Raw genomic sequence first — 17,572 nt, 5'->3', positions numbered from 1 at the left:
GAAGCGTGAACGATGAGAATTGTCGATCGCCCGTCAGTGCAACTGACCGACAAAACCGCTGCGATCCAAAGCATCAATGCCGTTAGCCAGCGCCAGGCGGCGAGCTTCGAGGCGGTTCTGCGCAAGCGCGAGGTGCGAGCCCGTCAGGCCCTGCGCGGACACACCAGCGAAGCAGACGCGGCGTCGAGTGTCAGCCCCGAACTGTTCGGCAACGGTCGTTCCCTGGAAATTCTGCAACGGGTGCTGGAGCAGGTCTTGCCAGCCCTGGATTTCGAGCCACAAGTGCGTGAGATGGCCGAGGACTTTATTCGTGAGGAAATCGAAACCCGCCAGCAAGTCGAACAGCAGCGCGCCGAGGTACAGGTGTCATGAACCGTGAAGACGAGGACCTTGCCGCGTTGCTCAAGAGCATGGGCGAGTTGTATCGGCGCAACGGCCAGACCCCGCGCGCTCTGGTGATGCTGCTGATCGCCGTGCAGGTTTCACCACGCGACGGTGAACTGCTGCGCAGCCTGGCCATGGCCTTTACCGATGCTGGCGATGGGCTGCGCGCCCTGGCGGCACTGGATCGCCTGCGCGCTCTGGAGGGCGAGTCTCGCGGCGAGCTGCTGCTGCGCAGCCGGGCGCTCTGGGTGGTGGGCAACGAAGAGGATGCGCGGCTGTGTTTCAAACGTTACCTGGCGGCGCGGAGGGCCGAACAATGAACTTCAGCCAGCAACTCAATAACCTGGCCCGACGCGCTTCTCAGCGCAGCGACGTGATCATTGTCGCGTTCATGTTGATGGCCATTGTGATGATGATCATCCCGCTGCCCACCTATATGGTGGACATGCTGATCGCGCTGAACATCGCCCTGAGCATCCTGATCCTGATCGTCGCGTTCTACATTTCCCATTCGGTGGAGTTTTCCGCGCTGCCACCGCTGATCCTGCTCAGCACGCTGTTTCGCCTGTCACTGTCGATCACCACCACGCGCCTGATCCTGCTGGACGGCAATGCCGGACATATCGTCAAGGCCTTCGGCGACTTTGTGATCGCCGGGCAGGTGGTGGTGGGCTTGGTGGTGTTTCTGATCATCACCGTGGCGCAGTTTGTCGTCATCACCAAGGGCGCCGAACGGGTGGCCGAAGTGGCGGCGCGTTTCACCCTGGATGCGATGCCTGGCAAGCAGATGAGCATCGACAACGATTTGCGCAACGGCGATATCGACCAGGCCGAGGCGCGTCGGCGGCGTTCGCGGCTGGAGCGGGAAAGCCAGATGTTCGGCGCGATGGACGGTGCGATGAAGTTCGTCAAGGGCGATGCCATCGCTGGCCTGGTGATTCTGCTGGTCAACCTGCTGGGCGGGATGCTCATTGGGATGCTCGAACGCGGCATGAGCTTCGCCAATGCGGTGCACACCTATTCGTTGCTGACCGTGGGTGACGGCCTGATTGCGCAGATCCCCGCGCTGCTGATCTCGGTGGCCGCCGGCACCGTGGTGACCCGAGTCAATAGCGACGGCGTGCAGGGCGACCTCGGCACCGAGATTGTCCGACAACTGGGTGCCAGTCAGCGCGCGCTGATTCTGACCGCGCTGATTCTGGCCGGGGTTAGCCTGTTGCCGGGTTTTCCTTCGGCGATCTTTATCGGCTTGGCGCTGATCATCGGTGGTGCGGTGTTCGGCTTACATCGCCGTGATCGGCTGAATGCTTCGGCGGAGATCGAAGAGCAGGCTGAACTCATCAGCGAGCCGCAAGCCGAAGCGTTGGCGCAGCCCTTGCCCGAGTTGGTGCCTGATAGCCGGGTCCTGCTGGTGCTGGGACCCGCCCTGGCTGAAGTCTCGTCACTGCATTCGTTGCGCCAGAAGATCGAAGCTCTGTGCCATGAGATTCGTAACGACCTGGGGGTGGACATCCCGCTGCCCGGAGTCTATGTCGACAATGCCCTGGGCGCCGAGCATTTTCGGGTCGAATTCGAAGGTGTCCCCGTCAGCGAGGGTCAACTCCCCGCCGGTCGTTTGTTGCTGCAGGACGACTCGGTACACCTGAGCTTACTGGAAATCCCCGGACTGGAAGCCGACTCACCGTTGTCCCGGCGTCCGGCACAGTGGGTCGAGGCGAGCCACGAAGAAAACCTGCGTAGTTCCGGTACCGCCTTCCTGTTTCCCGACGAGGTCCTGCGCGCGGTGCTTGAACGCAGCCTGCGGCACTATGCGGGGGATTTTCTCGGTATCCAGGAAACCCGCCAACTACTTGCTCGCCTGGAGTCCGGCTACGGCGAGTTGGTCAAGGAGGCCTTGCGCGTGGTGCCGTTGCAGCGCATGGCCGAAACCCTGCGTCATGTGGTCGCCGAGGGCGTGTCGATCCGCAACCAGCGAGCGCTGTTGGAGGCCATGGTGGAGTGGGGCGCCCGTGAAAGCGATGCCGCTCGGTTGGGCGAGCATATGCGCGCGGCGTTGGCCCGGCAGATTTGCCATCAATACGCCGACCGTAACCGGGTCATCAGTGCCTTTGTGCTCTCGCCGCCGTTGGAGGAACAGTTGCGTGCGGCCCTGCGCCGGCCAGAGCCGACCCGGGAGCTGGTGCCGGAAGAGATCAACCGCTCGCTGATCAGCCAGCTACGCCAGGCCTGCGACAAGCTCCCGGCCCACAACCGCACCGTGTTGCTGGTCCATGCCGACTTGCGCCGAAGCATGCGTCGCCTGGTTCAGCGAGCGCAAGTCGAGCTGCCAGTGCTGTCGTTCCGCGAACTGACCACCGAATACAACCTGCAAGCTCTGGTTACTCTCGGCCTGCCCGATGCCGCTTATCGCCGGAACACCGCCGGTGCCTCGGTCACCTCTTTAGCGAGCGCTTCATGAGACGATTCCCTCCACTCTGGCTCCTCCTTTTGATCCTGCTGGCGCCTGGTCTGCAAGCGGCCCAGGACATTGCCAGCGGCAGCCATGGCAACCTCGACCTGGCGGCCGGGGAGGGGCGTATCCTGCATTTCAGCGTCCCTGTCGACTCGGTGATGGTTGCCGACCCGGCGGTGGCCGATGTGCAAGTGGTATCGCCCGGACAGATCTATGTGTTCGGCAAGAGCGTCGGCCAGACCAGTCTGATCACCCTGGATAGCGCCGGCAAAGAGCTGGCCTCGCTGATCCTGGCGATCAGCACCGGTAGCCAGGCCGTCGCGCAACCCTTGCGCGAGCTTCACCCCACCAGCACGGCACGGATCAGCGGCGCCGGCAACCGGATGCTGGCTCAAGGCAACGTCGGCAGCGTTGCCGAGGCCGCAGACTTGAATGCCTTGCTCGATCCCCGCGGGCAAAATTTCCAGGGCAGTGTCAACGGTGCGACCTATCCCGGTTCGGCCCAGGTCAATATTCGTGTGCGCTTTGCTGAAGTCTCGCGCTCCGAGTTGCTGAGCTACGGGGTCAACTGGAATTCGCTGTTCAATAACGGCACCTTCTCTTTCGGCCTGATCACTGGCAGTTCGCTTGCCACCAGTGCGATATCGGGCTCAAGCAACGTGATCAGCGGCGGGCTCAGCTCCGGTAACGTGAATATCGACGCAATGCTTGAGGCATTGCAAAGCAACGGTATCCTGGAAATCCTCGCCGAACCGAATATCACTGCCATGACCGGCCAGACCGCGAGCTTCCTCGCCGGCGGCGAAGTACCGGTCCCGGTGCCGGTCAGCCGTGACCTGGTGGGGATCGAATACAAGTCCTTCGGCGTGTCGCTGCAATTCAACCCGACGCTGCTACCCAACGGCCGGATTGCCCTGCAGGTACGGCCCGAGGTCAGCAGCTTGATGGACAGCAACCCCGTCACCATTTCCGGCATCCAGGTGCCATCGTTTCGGGTCCGCCGGGCCGACACGCGGGTCGAGGTCGGCAGCGGCCAGACCTTCGCGATCGCTGGCTTGTTCCAGCGCGAGACCAGCCAGGACGTCGACAAGCTGCCGATGCTCGGCGAGTTACCGGTACTAGGCAACCTGTTCCGCTCCAAGCGTTTCCAGCGCAATGAAACCGAGCTGGTGATCCTGATCACTCCCTATCTGGTGGAGCCGGTACGCGGTCGTACCTTGGCGACACCGCTGGACGGCATGCAGGGCACCACCACGGCCTCCGCCGGACCGCGCAGCGGCGGCGCGTTCGGCTTCTACATGAACTGATCCGGGAGTCGAGACTATGCAAAGCCTGTCGTTTATACCCGTCCTGGCCTCGCTAGTGTTGCTGGGCGCCTGCAAGACCCATCTCGAACCGGTGGCCTATTCGGCGGATTACCTCAGTGCCCGCGATGCAAACGGGCGCGCCGGGCTGATCCCGGTGGAGTGCCAGAAACCGCCGCGAACCAATCGGGAAGTGGTAGGGGATGAGCCGGATCTGAGCTCGACCTTGCCCTTGGGGTGCGCCAACAATCTGAATCTGTTGCAAATGGTCGAGCAGCGCCAGGACCTGGTTCAGGGCCGCAGCACCGGCCCGACCATGGCCGCGCCAGTGGGGCGAGCGGCGCAGATCTATATCGAAGGACAGGACCGGCAAAAGCAGGAGCGCCGCGAAGCGGTGCAGGAAGCCCAGACCAGCACCGGGGCCGCTCAATGAATGGGGGCGGATCAGTGACTGTCGATCAACCCCAGCTCGCGTGCCTGGGCGGCTGGATCGGCGATGGCCTTGATGCGTCGGGCTTCGACCAGCAGCCGTTGCTGCTCGGCCGGCGCAATATCGTCCAGCGCCAGCGTGCTCAACTGCGCTTCACGCCCGGCCAGTACCAGGATCAGCAGTTCGTTGCGCTGGTGCCGGGGCTGCGCCCGAGGCGATTGGCCGACCTGACGAATACTGCTCAGGGCCTGATCGGCCTTGCCGCCCAGGACATAGGCCAGGGCCAGGTTGCACTGAGTATCCAGGTCAGTAGGGGCCAGGGCCAGGCTCTTGCCGAAAGCCGCCTGGGCGTCTGCGGTCTGGCCGCGCAGTACCTGAGCGATACCCAGCCGATTGTAGGCCTGCGGCGTGTTCAACGTGCTCGCCGCCTGGGTCAGGGCAACCGCCGCGCGGTCGAGCTTGCCTTGGCGCAGTTGCGCCGTGCCCAGCCCCAGCAGCGCGACGGGGTCGTCACGCTTGAGCTCCAGGCCCTGCTGGAAAGCGCGTTCGGCAGCCCGCGCATCGCCACTGTCGAGCCGCGCCTGACCGAGCTTGCGCCAGGCCTCGATCTCGGCACCCGGTTGGGCCGCAGCTTTTTCATACAGCGCCGCCGCCGTGCCCGGATCGCCACGACCGTTGACGTCATTGGCCAGGCGCATGAACCGCTGGTAGCTGTCACCGCCGCCGGTCGCGTTGTCAGGGGTGTTGGCACAGGACACCAGCAGCAGGCTGCTCAACAGCAACAGGGCGGACGGGAAAGGCTTGGGCAAGACTGCAACTCCTCAGGCAAGGGGGAACACATGACAACTTGGACGGCGAGTGTGACACCCGAAAGTCATTTTATCGACCCTGAAATGCGGTCCGATTGTTTTATGTCCGAAGCCATGGAAAACGTCTTCGGGGATTGTAAGTGCTCTCAGTGGCAAGCGAGGTTTCAGGGCGGGTGTTCGATCCCTCTGCGGGGAAATGGCGTCCATGATTAATCTGCTGCGATTGCTGGTGGGGTTTGTAGCGCTGATCGGTGCGCTTGCCCAAGCGGCCGACGAGCCGGCCTGGTATGCCCAACCCTATGCCTATGTGCTGGTCGACCAGGACATACGCGGTGCGCTGGAGGAGTTCGGGCACAATCTTGAACTGGTGGTGGTGATGTCCGATAAGGTCCATGGCAAGGCTCGCAGCCATATCCAGGCCAAGACCGCCGGCGAATTTCTCGACCTGATCACCGACGCCAATGGTCTGACCTGGTTCTTCGACGGCAATGTGCTGTATGTCAGCACCGACGAAGAAACCGCCACCCGCCTGTTCAAGACCCATGGAGTGGGCCGTGAGCAACTGCAGGCCTACCTGGACGATCTCGATGTCTTCGGCGAGCACCTGTCGACACATGCGGGACCGCTTGACGACGAACTGTTCGTCTCCGGGCCGCCGGCCTATCTCATGCTGATCCAGCAACACCTTGACCTGCAGCGTCCTGCCGCCGTGCCCGTGGCGGCTCGCGAGCGAGGCGTGCGGGTCTTTCGTGGCAACACAGTCAGTACCGAGTGACCTTGCAATCCGTGACCCCCAAGCAATCCCACTTGAAGGAGATACATCATGGCAGTCAATCCAATCGAAGGCGGCGGTACCCCTGCCGTCGACGCACAAAGTAAGTTCGACGCGGCGGTCGACAAGGCCAGCGACACCAGCGGCGACGACCAGCAGCTCACCGACTTTATGGTCCAGGGCGCCATTCAGATCGGTGGGCAATTCATCATCATGCCGCGCCTCAATGAGCTGCTCAACGACGCCATGGCGGACGACGACGGCGACGAATGATCCCCGGCCCTAACCTACCAGAGGTAACACCATGACAGTGAGTCTAGCGGCGACAACAGCAACAGCGGCGGCGCCGCCTGCCGGAGGGCAGGGTGGCCTCGTGGCTTCGCAGAATCTCTTCGAGCACATGGCCAACAGTGCCAAGAGCTCGATGCCCGAAGGTGCAAGCCCGCACCAGATCGGCAGCAACCTGATGGAGCGCCTGAACGGTTTTATCGACCGTTCGCGGACCTTTGCCGAACGGGCCGATGCCCTGAGCAACGGCTCGCCGATGAGCAATCCACCAGTGGCGAGTCCGACTGCCGCCAGCGGCAGCACGGCGAGTGGCGCCGGCACCGAATCGACAAAGAAAGTCACCGACCAGCACCTTGACCAGGTCGTGCATTCCCTCAGCCGAATGTTCGACTACTCCATCGAAACCCAAATGGTGGTTCGTGGCGCCACGCAGATCTCCGGTGCCGCCAATACCTTGTTGCGAGGGCAATAAACCGATGTCCAGAGCCCAGCGCATATTGCGCTTCGTCATCGTCCTGGTCACCGCCTGTCTGCTCCAGGCCTGCGACATGGACCTCTACAGCAACCTCGACGAGCGTGAGGCCAACGCAATGGTCGCCGTGCTACTGCGCGACGGCGTCCCGGCCAGCCGCAAGGTCCAGGATGACGGCCGCATCACCGTGGTGGTGGACAAGGATCGCTTTGCCCAGGCCATGGCACTGCTCGACGCCGCCGGCTTACCGCTGCAGAACTTCTCCAATATGGGCGAGGTGTTCAAGGGCAACGGTCTGGTGTCGTCGCCGGTCCAGGAACGGGCGCAGATGGTCTATGCCCTGAGCGAGGAACTGTCGCACTCGGTGTCGCAGATCGACGGCATTCTTTCGGCTCGTGTGCATGTGGTACTGCCAGACAACGACCTGCTCAAACGGGTGATTTCACCGTCGTCGGCCTCGGTGTTGGTGCGTTATGACCCTGGCGTGGATATCGACCCGCTGATTCCCCAGATCAAGACCCTGGTGGCGAACGGTATTTCCGGGCTGAGTTATGACGGTGTCTCGGTGACGGCGATCAAGGCCGCCGCCGTGCCCGGCAAAGGCCAGGGCCAACCGCCGCTGGCGCGTTTCATGGGCCTGTGGATAGTCGCCGATAACCTGGCCTGGGCTTGGTTGTTATTCGGCGGCCTGCTGCTGGCGATTGTCGGGCTGGCCTCTGTCCTGTTGTGGCGCCTGCGCCGGCAACGCGACGCGATCGCCCTGTACCCGCTGAAGGAAAGCCCATGAATTCGTTGTCGGAACTGCTCGAACGCTGGCAGCAATTGACTGCTCACCCGCTGACCTTTATCGGCCTTGAAAGCCTGGCCGAATGTTTTGCCGGCGCGGTTTCGAGCGGACAACTGCACGCCTTGCGCAACCTGTCGCGCTTCGAGGCTCGGCTGCTGCGGCGGCTGCACGAGCGTTTCGCGTTGTTGCCCTGGACCGAAGTGCCGAAGCCCGATCCTGCTGACCTGCCGGTATTGCTCTTGAGCCCTCAGGCGTTTTCCCGCCTGGCCAGGCTCTGCGGTGCCATCTGGCATGGAGCGACCCTGCGCCGGGAGATTCGCAGCGAGGTGGTCGGCGAACTACACCAGCGCCTTGGCTCCGAGGTATTTACCCACGCCATGAGTTTGCCGACTCTGGCCGGTGCCGCCGATCTGCTGCGCGAGCCCGCCGAACTGGTGGAGGCTATTGATCGTGACGGTCAGACTTGTGTTGCCGCCTGGCTGCATCAGCAACCCGAATCTCTCAAAGGCTGGCTGAGCCTGCGCCTGGACTGCCCGCAGTTCGACCAGGCACGCCTGAGTCGAGATATCGATATCGTGCGCCGCGCCGCCGCGCTGCTGTCCGCCGAGGAAGGTCCCGATAAGGAGAGCCCAGATGAGTGAGCTGCCCAGTCGCCCGACCGGGCGAATCCTAAGGGCCGCCGAAGCGGATGCCTGGAGCAATGGTTTCGCCTTTCTCCAGGCCGCTCGCGATCAAGCCCTGGCGATTCGCAACGACAGCCAGCAGTGGCTGGCCGACGCCCGCGCCGAAGGCTTTGCCAGCGCCGAACGGCAAGGGGCCGAACAGGCGGCGCTGCTGCTGCAGGACACCGCCCGGCAAGTCGACGCCTACCTCCACGGCCTGGAAAGCGCATTTGCCGACCTGGCGCTGAACATTGCCCGCGAGGTGATGGGCGAGCTGGACGCAGGCGAGCGAATCCTGCGGTGCACCCGCCAGGCCATGACCGCTTTTCGCCAGGATCAGGCACTGACTCTGTACGTGGCGCGCGAGCATCTCGACAGCGTGCGTCAGGCGCTGGCGGTCGAACCGCTACCGACGCCCGGCGTCGCCGTGGAGGCCGATGACCAACTGACTGCTGACCAGACGCGCCTGAGCAGTCCGGTCGGCTCCGTGGAGCTGGGTCTTGACGCGCAACTGGCCGGATTGCGCCGAGGTCTGTTACCCCAGTCCGAAGAGACCCTGGCATGAGCGCGATCCTCGACAACCTGCTACCGCGTCTGCAATCACGTCTGTCCGGTGCGCGTCCACGGCCGGTCAAGGGCACCATTCGCAGTATTCGCGGGGTCCTGCTGCGAGCCAGTGTCGCCGGTGTGCGCATCGGTGAACTGTGCCGACTGCTCGACCCCAGCAGTGGCCGTAGCCTGGCGGCGGAAGTCATCGGTTTCGACGCTGACGAGGCGATCCTGTCGCCGATTGGCTCGATGGAAGGCCTGTCGACCCGCACCGAAATTACCGCCACCGGCGAAGCCCTCGGCGTGGTGGTCGGTGATGGGCAACTGGGTCGGGTCATCGGCCCTATGGGCGACTTTCTCGATGCCGATGGCGAACTGCCGGGCGGCCTGTTCGAAACCTACCCGTTGCATGCCGAGCCGCCACCGCCCTTTACTCGGCAACTAATCGTGCGGCCGATGTTCCTCGGCGTGCGTTCGATCGATGGCCTGCTGACTCTGGCCCAAGGCCAGCGCATCGGGATTTTCGGCGAGCCGGGGGTGGGCAAGTCCTCGCTGCTGGCTAGCATCATTCGCAACAGTGAGGCCGATGTGATTGTCATCGGCCTGATCGGCGAACGCGGGCGCGAGGTGCGCGAGCTGCTCGATGTACAACTCGACGCCACGGCTCGGGCGCGTACCGTGGCGGTGGTGGCGACTTCCGACCGACCGGCGGCTGAGCGGGTGCGCGCGGCGTTTGTTGCCACGGCCCTGGCTGAATATCATCGCGACCAGGGACGGAATGTGCTGTTGCTGATGGACAGCCTGACTCGCTTTGCCCGTGCTCAGCGCGAAATCGGCCTGGCGGTGGGCGAACCGCCGACCCGCCGGGGTTATCCGCCGTCGTTCTTTTCCGCCTTGCCACGCCTGCTCGAACGTGCCGGACCGGCGCCACGAGGCAGCATTACCGCGCTGTATACGGTGCTGACCGAAGGCGACGCGGCCACCGACCCGGTGGCCGAAGAGGCTCGCTCGATCCTCGACGGGCACATTGTCCTGAGTGCCGAACTGGCGCAACGCAACTATTTTCCGGCAGTGGATGTGCTGCGCAGCCGCAGCCGGCTGATGGAGCAGGTGGCGAGCAAAGAACACTTGCACCTGGCGATGCGGATCCGCGAGCTGATGGCCCGTCATGCCGAGGTCGAGATGCTGATTCGCATCGGCGAGTACGCCAGCGGCAGCGACCCTCTGACGGATGAAGCGATTGCCCGTCACGCCGACATCGAGGACTTCCTGCGCCAGGGCCCCCACGAATCCAGTAACCAGGCCGAAACCCTTCACCGCTTGCATCAGGTACTGTCATGAAAACCAAAACCTTGCAGAGTCTGCAGAGCCTTCGAGTCCTGCGTGAACAACGCGCCACCACCGCTTTGGTGGCCCAGCAGCAACGGGTCCGAGAAACCGGCAGCGAACGCGATCAGGCCAAGGAACGGCTGCGCCAGCACCGCGAATCCATCGCCCACGAAGCCGAGGCGATCTATGCGGCACTTGAGGGTGGTCTGTCGGTGGCCAACTGGCAGGCCGCCCAGGCACGCTTGCAAGATCTTGCCGAGGGCCAGGACGTGCTGGAAGAGCAGGTGGGTGAAGTGTCGCACAAGCTACAGGCCGAAGAACTGCTGCGCGATGCCTGTCAGCGCGAGCGGCTGATGCGCCAGCGTCAATCCGAAGCCTGGCAGACCCTGGTGGAACGGCGCGAACGGATGGAGCAGGGTATGCGCGAGACCCGTGAAGAATCGGATCTGGCGCGGTCTGCCGTGGGCTCCGGCTCATGACGTGCCAGGAACCCGGACCTCGGCTCGAGACTCGCCCGGTCAAGCCTCTGGTCGACAGCCTGAAATTGATCGACCCGGTACTGGTCAAGCTTATCAACCGTCTGCATCAACGGCGTCAACCCTGGGTCGGTGAATGGGCAGGACAGGCGCTGACGGTGGAATGGGCCAGCCCTGGTGGAGCTCTGCCGGGCAGCAAGGAAGTGCTGTTGACCTTGGAGCATGAGCCGCTGCGCCTGCTGGTGCCGGCCCAGGTCTTCGACGGCCTGCTCGGCGATTTGTCGGTCGATTCGCCAGCCACGGGGCTCGATCCGCTGGCCATGACGCTGTTGACGGAAATGGCGTTGCTCGCACTGATCGAGCCGATCGAGACACGGCTGCGCAAGCCAGTACAGGTCACCGTGCGCTCGCGTTTGCCACGGCCGCCGAATTTCGTCGTGAGCCTGACCGTCAGCATTCGCCTGGGCGATGCGCCGGCTTTTGCGGTGGTCGTGGAAATGACGCCGATCTCCGCGCATTGGGTCGCCTCGCTGTTAGAGGAAAACCTGGCGAAGCGGGCCGATCCGCTGCCACAACTGTGCCTGAGTGGGCGCATCGAAGCCGGCCATGCACCATTGCGCCTGAGTGACCTGCGCAGCCTGCAACCGGGCGATGTGGTGATGCTCGACTACCTGCCGGCCGACCAATTGCGCCTGACCCTGGCCGAGCGCCTGCAAGCCAGGGGCCGCAGCGACGGCAGCCGCTTCTGTTTGATCGAAGCACCGCAATCGATACCCCCTGACATGGAGAATGCAATGAGTGATCTCGACAGCAGTGCCAGCCTGGACAGCCAACTGGACGACCTGCCGCTGAAATTGGTGTGCCAGGCCGGCAGCGTCGAGGTATCGCTCGCGCAGTTGCGCGAGCTGGGCGCCGGTAGCCTGTTGCTGCTGACGCCGCCGGTGCTGGACGGTGTCGAACTGCTGGTCAATGGTCGCAAGCTGGGCCAGGGGCAATTGGTACGCATCGGCGACGGCCTGGGTGTACGGATCCTGAGTTTCGCCGCGCCATGACCGGCTACCAACCCAATCTGATCGAGATCATCCTGGTGGTGGCTACCATCGGGCTGATCCCGCTGGCAGTGGTGACCCTGACCGGCTTCATGAAGATCTCGGTGGTGCTGTTTCTGATCCGCAACGCCCTCGGTGTCCAGCAGACGCCGCCTAACCTGGTGTTGTACGGCATTGCGCTGATTCTCTCGGTGTATGTGACCACGCCGCTGATCGGCGATATGTACCGCCAGGTCGAGGGTCACAGCATCAACCTGGAGCACGTGGAGGACGTCAAGGCCCTCGGTGATGCCCTGCGGCCCCCCCTGCAGGCGCACCTCGCGCGCTTCGCCAATGTCCAGGAGCGCGGCTTCTTTGTCCAGGCCACCGAGACTATCTGGTCGCCAGAGGCTCGTGAACAGCTGCGCGACGATGACCTGGTGGTGCTGATTCCGGCCTTTGTCAGCTCGGAGCTGACCCGTGCCTTCGAAATCGGCTTCCTGCTGTACATCCCGTTTCTGGTGGTGGACCTGTTGGTGGCCAATGTGTTGATGGCCATGGGGATGTCGATGGTTTCGCCGACGCTGATCTCGATTCCGTTGAAAATTTTCCTGTTCGTCGCATTGAGTGGTTGGTCACGTCTGATGCACGGCCTGATCCTCAGTTACGGGAGTTGACCCATGGGCCAGGACGTATTTCTCGGGCTGATGAAACAGGCACTGATGACGGTGTTGCTGCTGTCGGCGCCAGCACTCGGAGTGGCAATTATCATCGGCCTGAGTGTCGGGCTGTTTCAGGCCTTGACCCAGATTCAGGACCAGACCTTGCCCCAGGTAGTCAAGCTGGTGGCGGTGTTGCTGGTGATTGTGTTTGTCGGGCCGTTGTTGGCCGGGCAGGTGATGGAACTGGGCAACCAGGTGCTGGACAACTTCCCGCTCTGGACCCGGTGAGCGGTATGGAAGCCAACCTCGCCAGTGCCTTTGTCGAAGTCGCTTACCCCGTCATCACTTCGGCGGCCCTGGCGGTCTGCCGAGCCACCGGTCTGGTGCTGATCACCCCGGCGTTCAATCGCCTGGGCCTGACCGGCATGATCCGCGGCTGTGTCGCCGTGGCGATCTCGATCCCGATGTTCCTGCCGGTGTTCGAAGCCCTGACCTCCATGGGCGAGCACGGCAGCCTGTTCCTCGTCGGGCTGATGCTCAAGGAACTGCTGATCGGATTGACCATCGGCCTGCTGTTCGGCATTCCGTTCTGGGCCGCCGAGGTCGCTGGCGAGCTGATCGACTTGCAGCGGGGTTCGACCATGGCCCAGTTGGTGGACCCGCTTTCGGTGGGCGAAGCCAGCGTGATGGCCACCTTGCTGACAGTGATGATGATCACTCTGTTCTTCATGTCCGGCGGGTTTATCTTGATGGTCGACGGTTATTATCACAGCTACCAGCTATGGTCGGTGACTGCCTTTACACCGTTGTTCGCCAGTCAGGCGCTGATGGCGGTGCTGTCAATTCTCGACCAGGTGATGCGGATCGGTGTGATGATGATCTCGCCGCTGGTGATTTCCCTGCTGGTGGCCGATATGATGCTGGCATTTCTTTCACGGATGGCGCCGAACCTGCATATATTCGATCTGGCATTGTCGGTGAAGAACCTGGTGTTCTCGGTGCTGATGGTCATCTATATCAGCTTCCTGATCCCGCTGATGCTCGATCAGTTGGCCGAATTTCGTGGTGCCTTCGAAGTGCTCAAAACCTTGAGCGGAGTGACGCCATGAGCGAGACCAGCGAGGAGAAGTCGCAACCGGCCTCGGACAAGAAACTCCAGGATGCGCGCAAGAAGGGCCAAGTCGCCAAGAGCCAGGACCTGGTTTCGGCAATGGTGATTCTGTGTGCCTCGCTGTATATCTCGGTCACCATTGCTCGGGTCCAGGGCCAGGTCAGCGCGTTGATCGACCTGACCACCCAGGTTTACATTGAGCCGTTCAATACTGTCTGGCCGCGTTTGCTCGATACCGCACAACAGCTCTGGCTGTCGGTGACTCTGCCATTGGTCGCGGTAACAGTCGGGGCGGTGGTGCTGACCAACGTCGTGACCATGCGCGGTTTTATCTTCTCGGTGGAGCCGCTCAAGCCCGAGTTCAAACGTATCAACCCAGCGGAGGGCTTCAAGCGGGTCTTCGCGGTGCGTAACCTGGTGGAGTTTCTCAAGGCACTGATCAAGGTCGGCCTGCTCGGACTGGCGTTCTACGTGGTCGGGCGGCATGCCCTGCAAGCGCTGATGGATTCCTCGCGCTGCGGCGCCGGCTGTATCGAGGCGACGTTCTACCTGATGCTCAAGCCGCTGGTGTTCACCGTGGTTGCCGCCTACCTGGTGATGGGCGCGGTGGACGTGATGATGCAGCGCTGGCTGTTCGGGCGCGACATGAAGATGACCAAGAGCGAAAGTAAGCGCGAGCGCAAGGACGTCGACGGCGATCCGCTGATTAAGGGCGAGCGTCGGCGCCAGCGCCAGGAAATGCAGGCCATGGCCAGCAAGCTGGGATTGGGGCAGGCATCGTTGATGATTGGCACCGGCGATGGCTGGCTGGTGGGCGTCCGTTATGTCCGTGGCGAGATGCCTGTGCCGGTGGTGGTGGCGCGAGCGGCGGCGCAAGAGGCGGCGCAGATGCTCGAAGAAGCGACAGCCTTGAACATTCCCCAAGCCGTGGATGCGGAACTGGCCGGGGCAATTGCCAAACGTTCGGTGGTCGGCGAGCCGATTCCAGAGAACACTTTCCAGGCGGTCGCGTTGTTGTTGGTAAATGCGCAGTTGATCTGATGCGACGGGTCAGCGAAGCGGCTCGCGACATCACTCTGGTGGCTCTCATCGCCAAGGTCATGCGAGGAGCCGCTTCCCTTCGGTTTTTACCGGACACGAGTGACGCGCAACGTGGGCACGATTGACCCTGTCGCTTCAGTCATTGGCCGGCGCCGACGCAGCTCCTCAAGCCGCGCCAGGTCGTTGTTGATTCGTCCGATCCAGAACCTCGCGCCTTGGTAGGTCGCTTCGGCTCGTGCCTGGTACAGCAGCGAATGAGCCAGCTCGCTGGCGGTGGCGGCGCCTTGTGCCAAGTGCAGCCGGGCCTTGAGCCGCAGCAGTTCCGGCAGGTACCAACGCTCGTGGCGGCTCAGGGTCAATTGCAAGGTGTGCTCCAGCACTTCGAGCCCGACATCGCCCAGACCGATGGCCGATAGGCCGAGGGCGTATTCACCCTGGAAAAAACTGAACAACGGGCCGTCCGCTTGCAGGCGCAGCAGCCGAAGTGCTTCACCGAGCTGGCGTACACCGCGTTCTTGCTGATTCTGGCGGATCAACAGAATACTTTCGAAACAGTCGCCGAACAGTCGCCAGATATGCAGGTCGTGCTGGGTCGTGCTGTCCTGTAGCAGGCTCAGGTAGCAGGCGGCGCTTGGCAGGTTGTCGGTCAGTAGCGCGATCGGTAAGGTGCTCATGCAGAGGGTGTACCAGAGCGTTGCCGGATGATTGAGCTTCAGAGCCTTTTCCACATTGCTGTCGAAGGTGAACATCGTTTCATCGACCCGACCTTCGAGCAGCGAGATGTTGGCCTTCAGGCAGTAAGCAGCGATGCGTTGGTCGAAATGCGCCTCGATGACGTCCGAGTGCGAGACACAGGGCGTATTGATCGCCTCGTCGATATTCTGCCGTGCGCCGGCCAGGTCGGCCATGTAGAACAGCGTCGTGGCGAGCATGCGCTTACCCAGCAAGGGGGAGTCGTCGATCCGTTCCTGTTCGGCCAGCAGGATGTAACGCTCCGCCAGCTCCAGTGCTTCGCGATACTGATTGGCGGCGCAGCGATCGGACCACAGTCCCCATAGCGCCTTGAGTTTGTGTTCGGTATCCCCAAGGATCTGAGCATCCTCGCGCACTTGCCGCCAGGCCCCGCGCACCGGCTCGCCGGCACCGTAGGTGAGCATCAGCACAGTGGCCAGCGCGGTCATCAGTTGCATGCGCCGACGAGTCGCCGGATGATCGAGATCGCGGTTTTCCTCCAGACCGCGCTCGACCTGGCTCCGGCATTCGTTGAGCAGGCCCAGGTGCAGCCACAAGGGCACCGCCACCAGGGTGATTTCCACCGCCAACAGATGCTCCGCGGCGCCGTAGGTCCAGTCGAGGGCACTGCGCACCGCGTTGATTTCCGGGCCGTAAAGGGCAATCCAGGCTGCGGGTGAAAGGCTGTTGAGCTTCTGTCCGGCTTCCGCGAGTAATTGCCGGGTAAAGAGTGCATGGCGCTCATGCGCCAGCCCCGCCTCGTCGTGCTCGGCCAGTTTCTCCAGTGCATAGACCCGGGTGGTTTCCAGCAAGCGGTAACGTTTGACGGCTTCGTCTTCGCGGGCGCTGAGTAGGGATTTTTCCATCAAGCTTTCCAGCAACGACAGGGCATTGTGATCCTGCGGCTCCTGGTGGTGGATCACCGCACGGACCGCGGCGAGGGTGAAGGGACCGGTAAACACCGCCAGTTGCCGCAACATGCCTTGTTCGGCTGGGCTGAGAATCGAATAGGTCCAGTCCAGCGCGGCCGCGAGGCTGCGGTGGCGGGGCATGGCAGTGCGGCGACCGGTCATCAGCAAGCGGAAACTGCCGTCAAGCAGATTCACCAGGTTGGGAATGCCGAAGGTTCGCACCCGTGCGGCGGCGATTTCAATCGCCAGCGGGCTGCTGTCCAGTTTGCGGCAGATGGCGCACACCGCCGCGACATCGGCCTCGCCGAGGGTGAAGCTGGGATCATGGGCCTGGACTCGCTCGACAAACAATTGAATTGCCGGATAAGCCAGGGCCTGCGCGGCGTTCAAGTCGCTGTCCGCCATCGGCGTGGGCAGGGAATCGAGAACTTGCACCGATTCTCCGGCAGCCCGCAAAGGCTCGCGACTCGAGGTCAACACGCAGCATTGAGGTGCTTGGCGCAACAGTTGTTCGATCAGCCCGGCAACGCTCTCCAGCACCGGCTCACAGTTATCGAAGACCAGCAGCAGACGGCTGCTGCTCAGCGCACTGATCACGCCGCGCAATGGGTCGTCGACCATGGCGTTGAGGCGCAGGGCCGAGGCCAGCATGCCGGGAATCAGATGCGGCGCGGTGACAGGCGCCAGATCGATAAAGCAACTGCCCTGAGGAAATTCATCGGCCAGGGCATTAGCCACCGCCAGAGCCACGGTGGTTTTGCCGATGCCACCAGGGCCGGTCAAAGTCACGAAACGGCGGCTGATCACCTGTTCGCAGAGCTCGCGAATCACCTCTTCACGGCCGATAATCGGCGTCATCAGTGCGGGTAGTTCGGATTTCACCGGCGATTTCACCTCCACAACCGCTGTATTGTCGCCTACGCTGTCGTACTGGGTGACAGGTGCGATAAACCGGTAGCCACGACCCGGCACAGTGGCGATGTAAGCGAAATGGCCGTCATCACTGAGCGCCCGCCGCAGGGCGACGATCTGGGCCCGCAGGTTGCATTCCTCGACCACCATCTTTGGCCAGGCAAAGGCAATCAGTTCGGTTTTCTCCAGCAACTCTCCAGCCCGTTCGACCATGGCAATCAGCAAAGCCAAGGCCCGGCTGCCTAGAGTGACCGGCTCGCCGTCTTTCAACAGCAGATGCTGTCGTGCCAGCAAGATGAAGGGACCGAAACAGATCGCTCCTTGCTGCTGCATGTGGCTGAGGAGGGGGACGTCCATATTGATAGGGCTGTTGCTCAACTTCATGTGGGCACCGTTTATTGAGTTTTTCGGCAATCAGGCGCTTGCTTTTTTATGGGTACGTTGCATGGTGTACAGGGCGC

The 17,572-nt window shown here is 62.7% G+C and carries 20 protein-coding genes; 18 read left to right on the top strand and 2 right to left on the bottom strand.

From position 1 onward, the window contains the following. Positions 1–12 precede the first annotated feature (12 nt). Genes AWM79_RS06455 through AWM79_RS06435 form a run of 5 tightly spaced genes read left to right on the top strand, consistent with a single transcriptional unit; the run spans position 13 to position 4,573 of the window. Complete coding sequence (locus AWM79_RS06455) at positions 13–372, top strand: hypothetical protein (RefSeq protein ID WP_017133796.1); 360 nt, start codon at positions 13–15, stop codon at positions 370–372. Further along, positions 369–704, top strand: a complete 336-nt coding sequence (locus AWM79_RS06450; RefSeq protein WP_017133797.1) for a hypothetical protein — start codon at positions 369–371, stop codon at positions 702–704. The genes AWM79_RS06455 and AWM79_RS06450 overlap by 4 nt, the downstream gene beginning before the upstream one ends. Continuing rightward, on the top strand, positions 701–2,842 hold the full coding sequence (gene sctV / locus AWM79_RS06445) for a type III secretion system export apparatus subunit SctV (RefSeq protein WP_017133798.1): 2,142 nt from the start codon (positions 701–703) through the stop codon (positions 2,840–2,842). The genes AWM79_RS06450 and sctV overlap by 4 nt, the downstream gene beginning before the upstream one ends. Continuing rightward, positions 2,839–4,143 carry a type II and III secretion system protein family protein gene (locus AWM79_RS06440; RefSeq protein WP_026013383.1) on the top strand — a complete coding sequence of 435 codons (1,305 nt, stop codon included), beginning with the start codon at positions 2,839–2,841 and terminating at the stop codon, positions 4,141–4,143. The genes sctV and AWM79_RS06440 overlap by 4 nt, the downstream gene beginning before the upstream one ends. Before the next feature lie 16 nt (positions 4,144–4,159). Next, positions 4,160–4,573: a hypothetical protein gene (locus tag AWM79_RS06435; RefSeq protein WP_017133800.1), complete on the top strand. Its 414-nt coding sequence runs from the start codon at positions 4,160–4,162 to the stop codon at positions 4,571–4,573. A gap of 11 nt (positions 4,574–4,584) precedes the next feature. Here AWM79_RS06435 and AWM79_RS06430 read toward each other — a convergent pair whose 3' ends face one another. Continuing rightward, complete coding sequence (locus AWM79_RS06430; RefSeq protein WP_017133801.1) at positions 4,585–5,379, bottom strand: tetratricopeptide repeat protein; 795 nt, start codon at positions 5,377–5,379, stop codon at positions 4,585–4,587. 205 nt (positions 5,380–5,584) lie between these two features. Here AWM79_RS06430 and AWM79_RS06425 point away from each other — a divergent pair, with 205 nt between their 5' ends. Genes AWM79_RS06425 through AWM79_RS06365 form a run of 13 tightly spaced genes read left to right on the top strand, consistent with a single transcriptional unit; the run spans position 5,585 to position 14,556 of the window. After that, positions 5,585–6,154 carry a hypothetical protein gene (locus tag AWM79_RS06425; protein ID WP_017133802.1) on the top strand — a complete coding sequence of 190 codons (570 nt, stop codon included), beginning with the start codon at positions 5,585–5,587 and terminating at the stop codon, positions 6,152–6,154. A 48-nt stretch (positions 6,155–6,202) separates the two neighbouring features. Then, positions 6,203–6,424: a hypothetical protein gene (locus AWM79_RS06420; RefSeq protein ID WP_017133803.1), complete on the top strand. Its 222-nt coding sequence runs from the start codon at positions 6,203–6,205 to the stop codon at positions 6,422–6,424. A 31-nt stretch (positions 6,425–6,455) separates the two neighbouring features. Beyond that, complete coding sequence (locus AWM79_RS06415) at positions 6,456–6,911, top strand: hypothetical protein (protein ID WP_026013385.1); 456 nt, start codon at positions 6,456–6,458, stop codon at positions 6,909–6,911. 4 nt (positions 6,912–6,915) lie between these two features. Further along, positions 6,916–7,698: a type III secretion system inner membrane ring lipoprotein SctJ gene (sctJ, locus tag AWM79_RS06410; RefSeq protein WP_017133805.1), complete on the top strand. Its 783-nt coding sequence runs from the start codon at positions 6,916–6,918 to the stop codon at positions 7,696–7,698. Continuing rightward, entirely contained in the window at positions 7,695–8,339 is a 645-nt protein-coding gene (locus AWM79_RS06405) for a hypothetical protein (RefSeq protein ID WP_060782437.1), read from the top strand. The genes sctJ and AWM79_RS06405 overlap by 4 nt, the downstream gene beginning before the upstream one ends. Continuing rightward, complete coding sequence (locus AWM79_RS06400; RefSeq protein ID WP_017133806.1) at positions 8,332–8,925, top strand: FliH/SctL family protein; 594 nt, start codon at positions 8,332–8,334, stop codon at positions 8,923–8,925. The genes AWM79_RS06405 and AWM79_RS06400 overlap by 8 nt, the downstream gene beginning before the upstream one ends. Beyond that, entirely contained in the window at positions 8,922–10,250 is a 1,329-nt protein-coding gene (locus AWM79_RS06395; protein WP_060782436.1) for a FliI/YscN family ATPase, read from the top strand. The genes AWM79_RS06400 and AWM79_RS06395 overlap by 4 nt, the downstream gene beginning before the upstream one ends. Further along, positions 10,247–10,717, top strand: coding sequence for a type III secretion system stalk subunit SctO (gene sctO, locus AWM79_RS06390; protein ID WP_017133807.1), 471 nt, complete (start codon positions 10,247–10,249; stop codon positions 10,715–10,717). The genes AWM79_RS06395 and sctO overlap by 4 nt, the downstream gene beginning before the upstream one ends. Next, positions 10,714–11,766, top strand: coding sequence for a type III secretion system cytoplasmic ring protein SctQ (gene sctQ, locus AWM79_RS06385; RefSeq protein ID WP_060782435.1), 1,053 nt, complete (start codon positions 10,714–10,716; stop codon positions 11,764–11,766). The genes sctO and sctQ overlap by 4 nt, the downstream gene beginning before the upstream one ends. Beyond that, positions 11,763–12,419: a type III secretion system export apparatus subunit SctR gene (sctR, locus tag AWM79_RS06380; protein ID WP_017128407.1), complete on the top strand. Its 657-nt coding sequence runs from the start codon at positions 11,763–11,765 to the stop codon at positions 12,417–12,419. Before sctQ ends, sctR begins: the two co-directional genes overlap by 4 nt. Positions 12,420–12,422: 3 nt before the next feature. After that, positions 12,423–12,692, top strand: coding sequence for a type III secretion system export apparatus subunit SctS (gene sctS, locus AWM79_RS06375; RefSeq protein WP_017128406.1), 270 nt, complete (start codon positions 12,423–12,425; stop codon positions 12,690–12,692). A 5-nt stretch (positions 12,693–12,697) separates the two neighbouring features. Beyond that, complete coding sequence (gene sctT, locus AWM79_RS06370; protein ID WP_017133809.1) at positions 12,698–13,513, top strand: type III secretion system export apparatus subunit SctT; 816 nt, start codon at positions 12,698–12,700, stop codon at positions 13,511–13,513. After that, complete coding sequence (locus AWM79_RS06365; RefSeq protein ID WP_060782434.1) at positions 13,510–14,556, top strand: EscU/YscU/HrcU family type III secretion system export apparatus switch protein; 1,047 nt, start codon at positions 13,510–13,512, stop codon at positions 14,554–14,556. The genes sctT and AWM79_RS06365 overlap by 4 nt, the downstream gene beginning before the upstream one ends. An 86-nt stretch (positions 14,557–14,642) precedes the next feature. On the opposite strand, the gene AWM79_RS06360 is transcribed toward AWM79_RS06365, so the two are convergent. Beyond that, positions 14,643–17,495 (bottom strand): ATP-binding protein, encoded by a 2,853-nt coding sequence (locus AWM79_RS06360; protein WP_244159622.1) that lies wholly within the window; start codon positions 17,493–17,495, stop codon positions 14,643–14,645. Positions 17,496–17,572 lie beyond the last annotated feature (77 nt).

Source organism: Pseudomonas agarici (genome assembly GCF_001543125.1).
Taxonomy (GTDB): Bacteria; Pseudomonadota; Gammaproteobacteria; order Pseudomonadales; family Pseudomonadaceae; genus Aquipseudomonas; species Aquipseudomonas agarici.
This window is presented reverse-complemented; position numbering and strand designations above follow the sequence as displayed.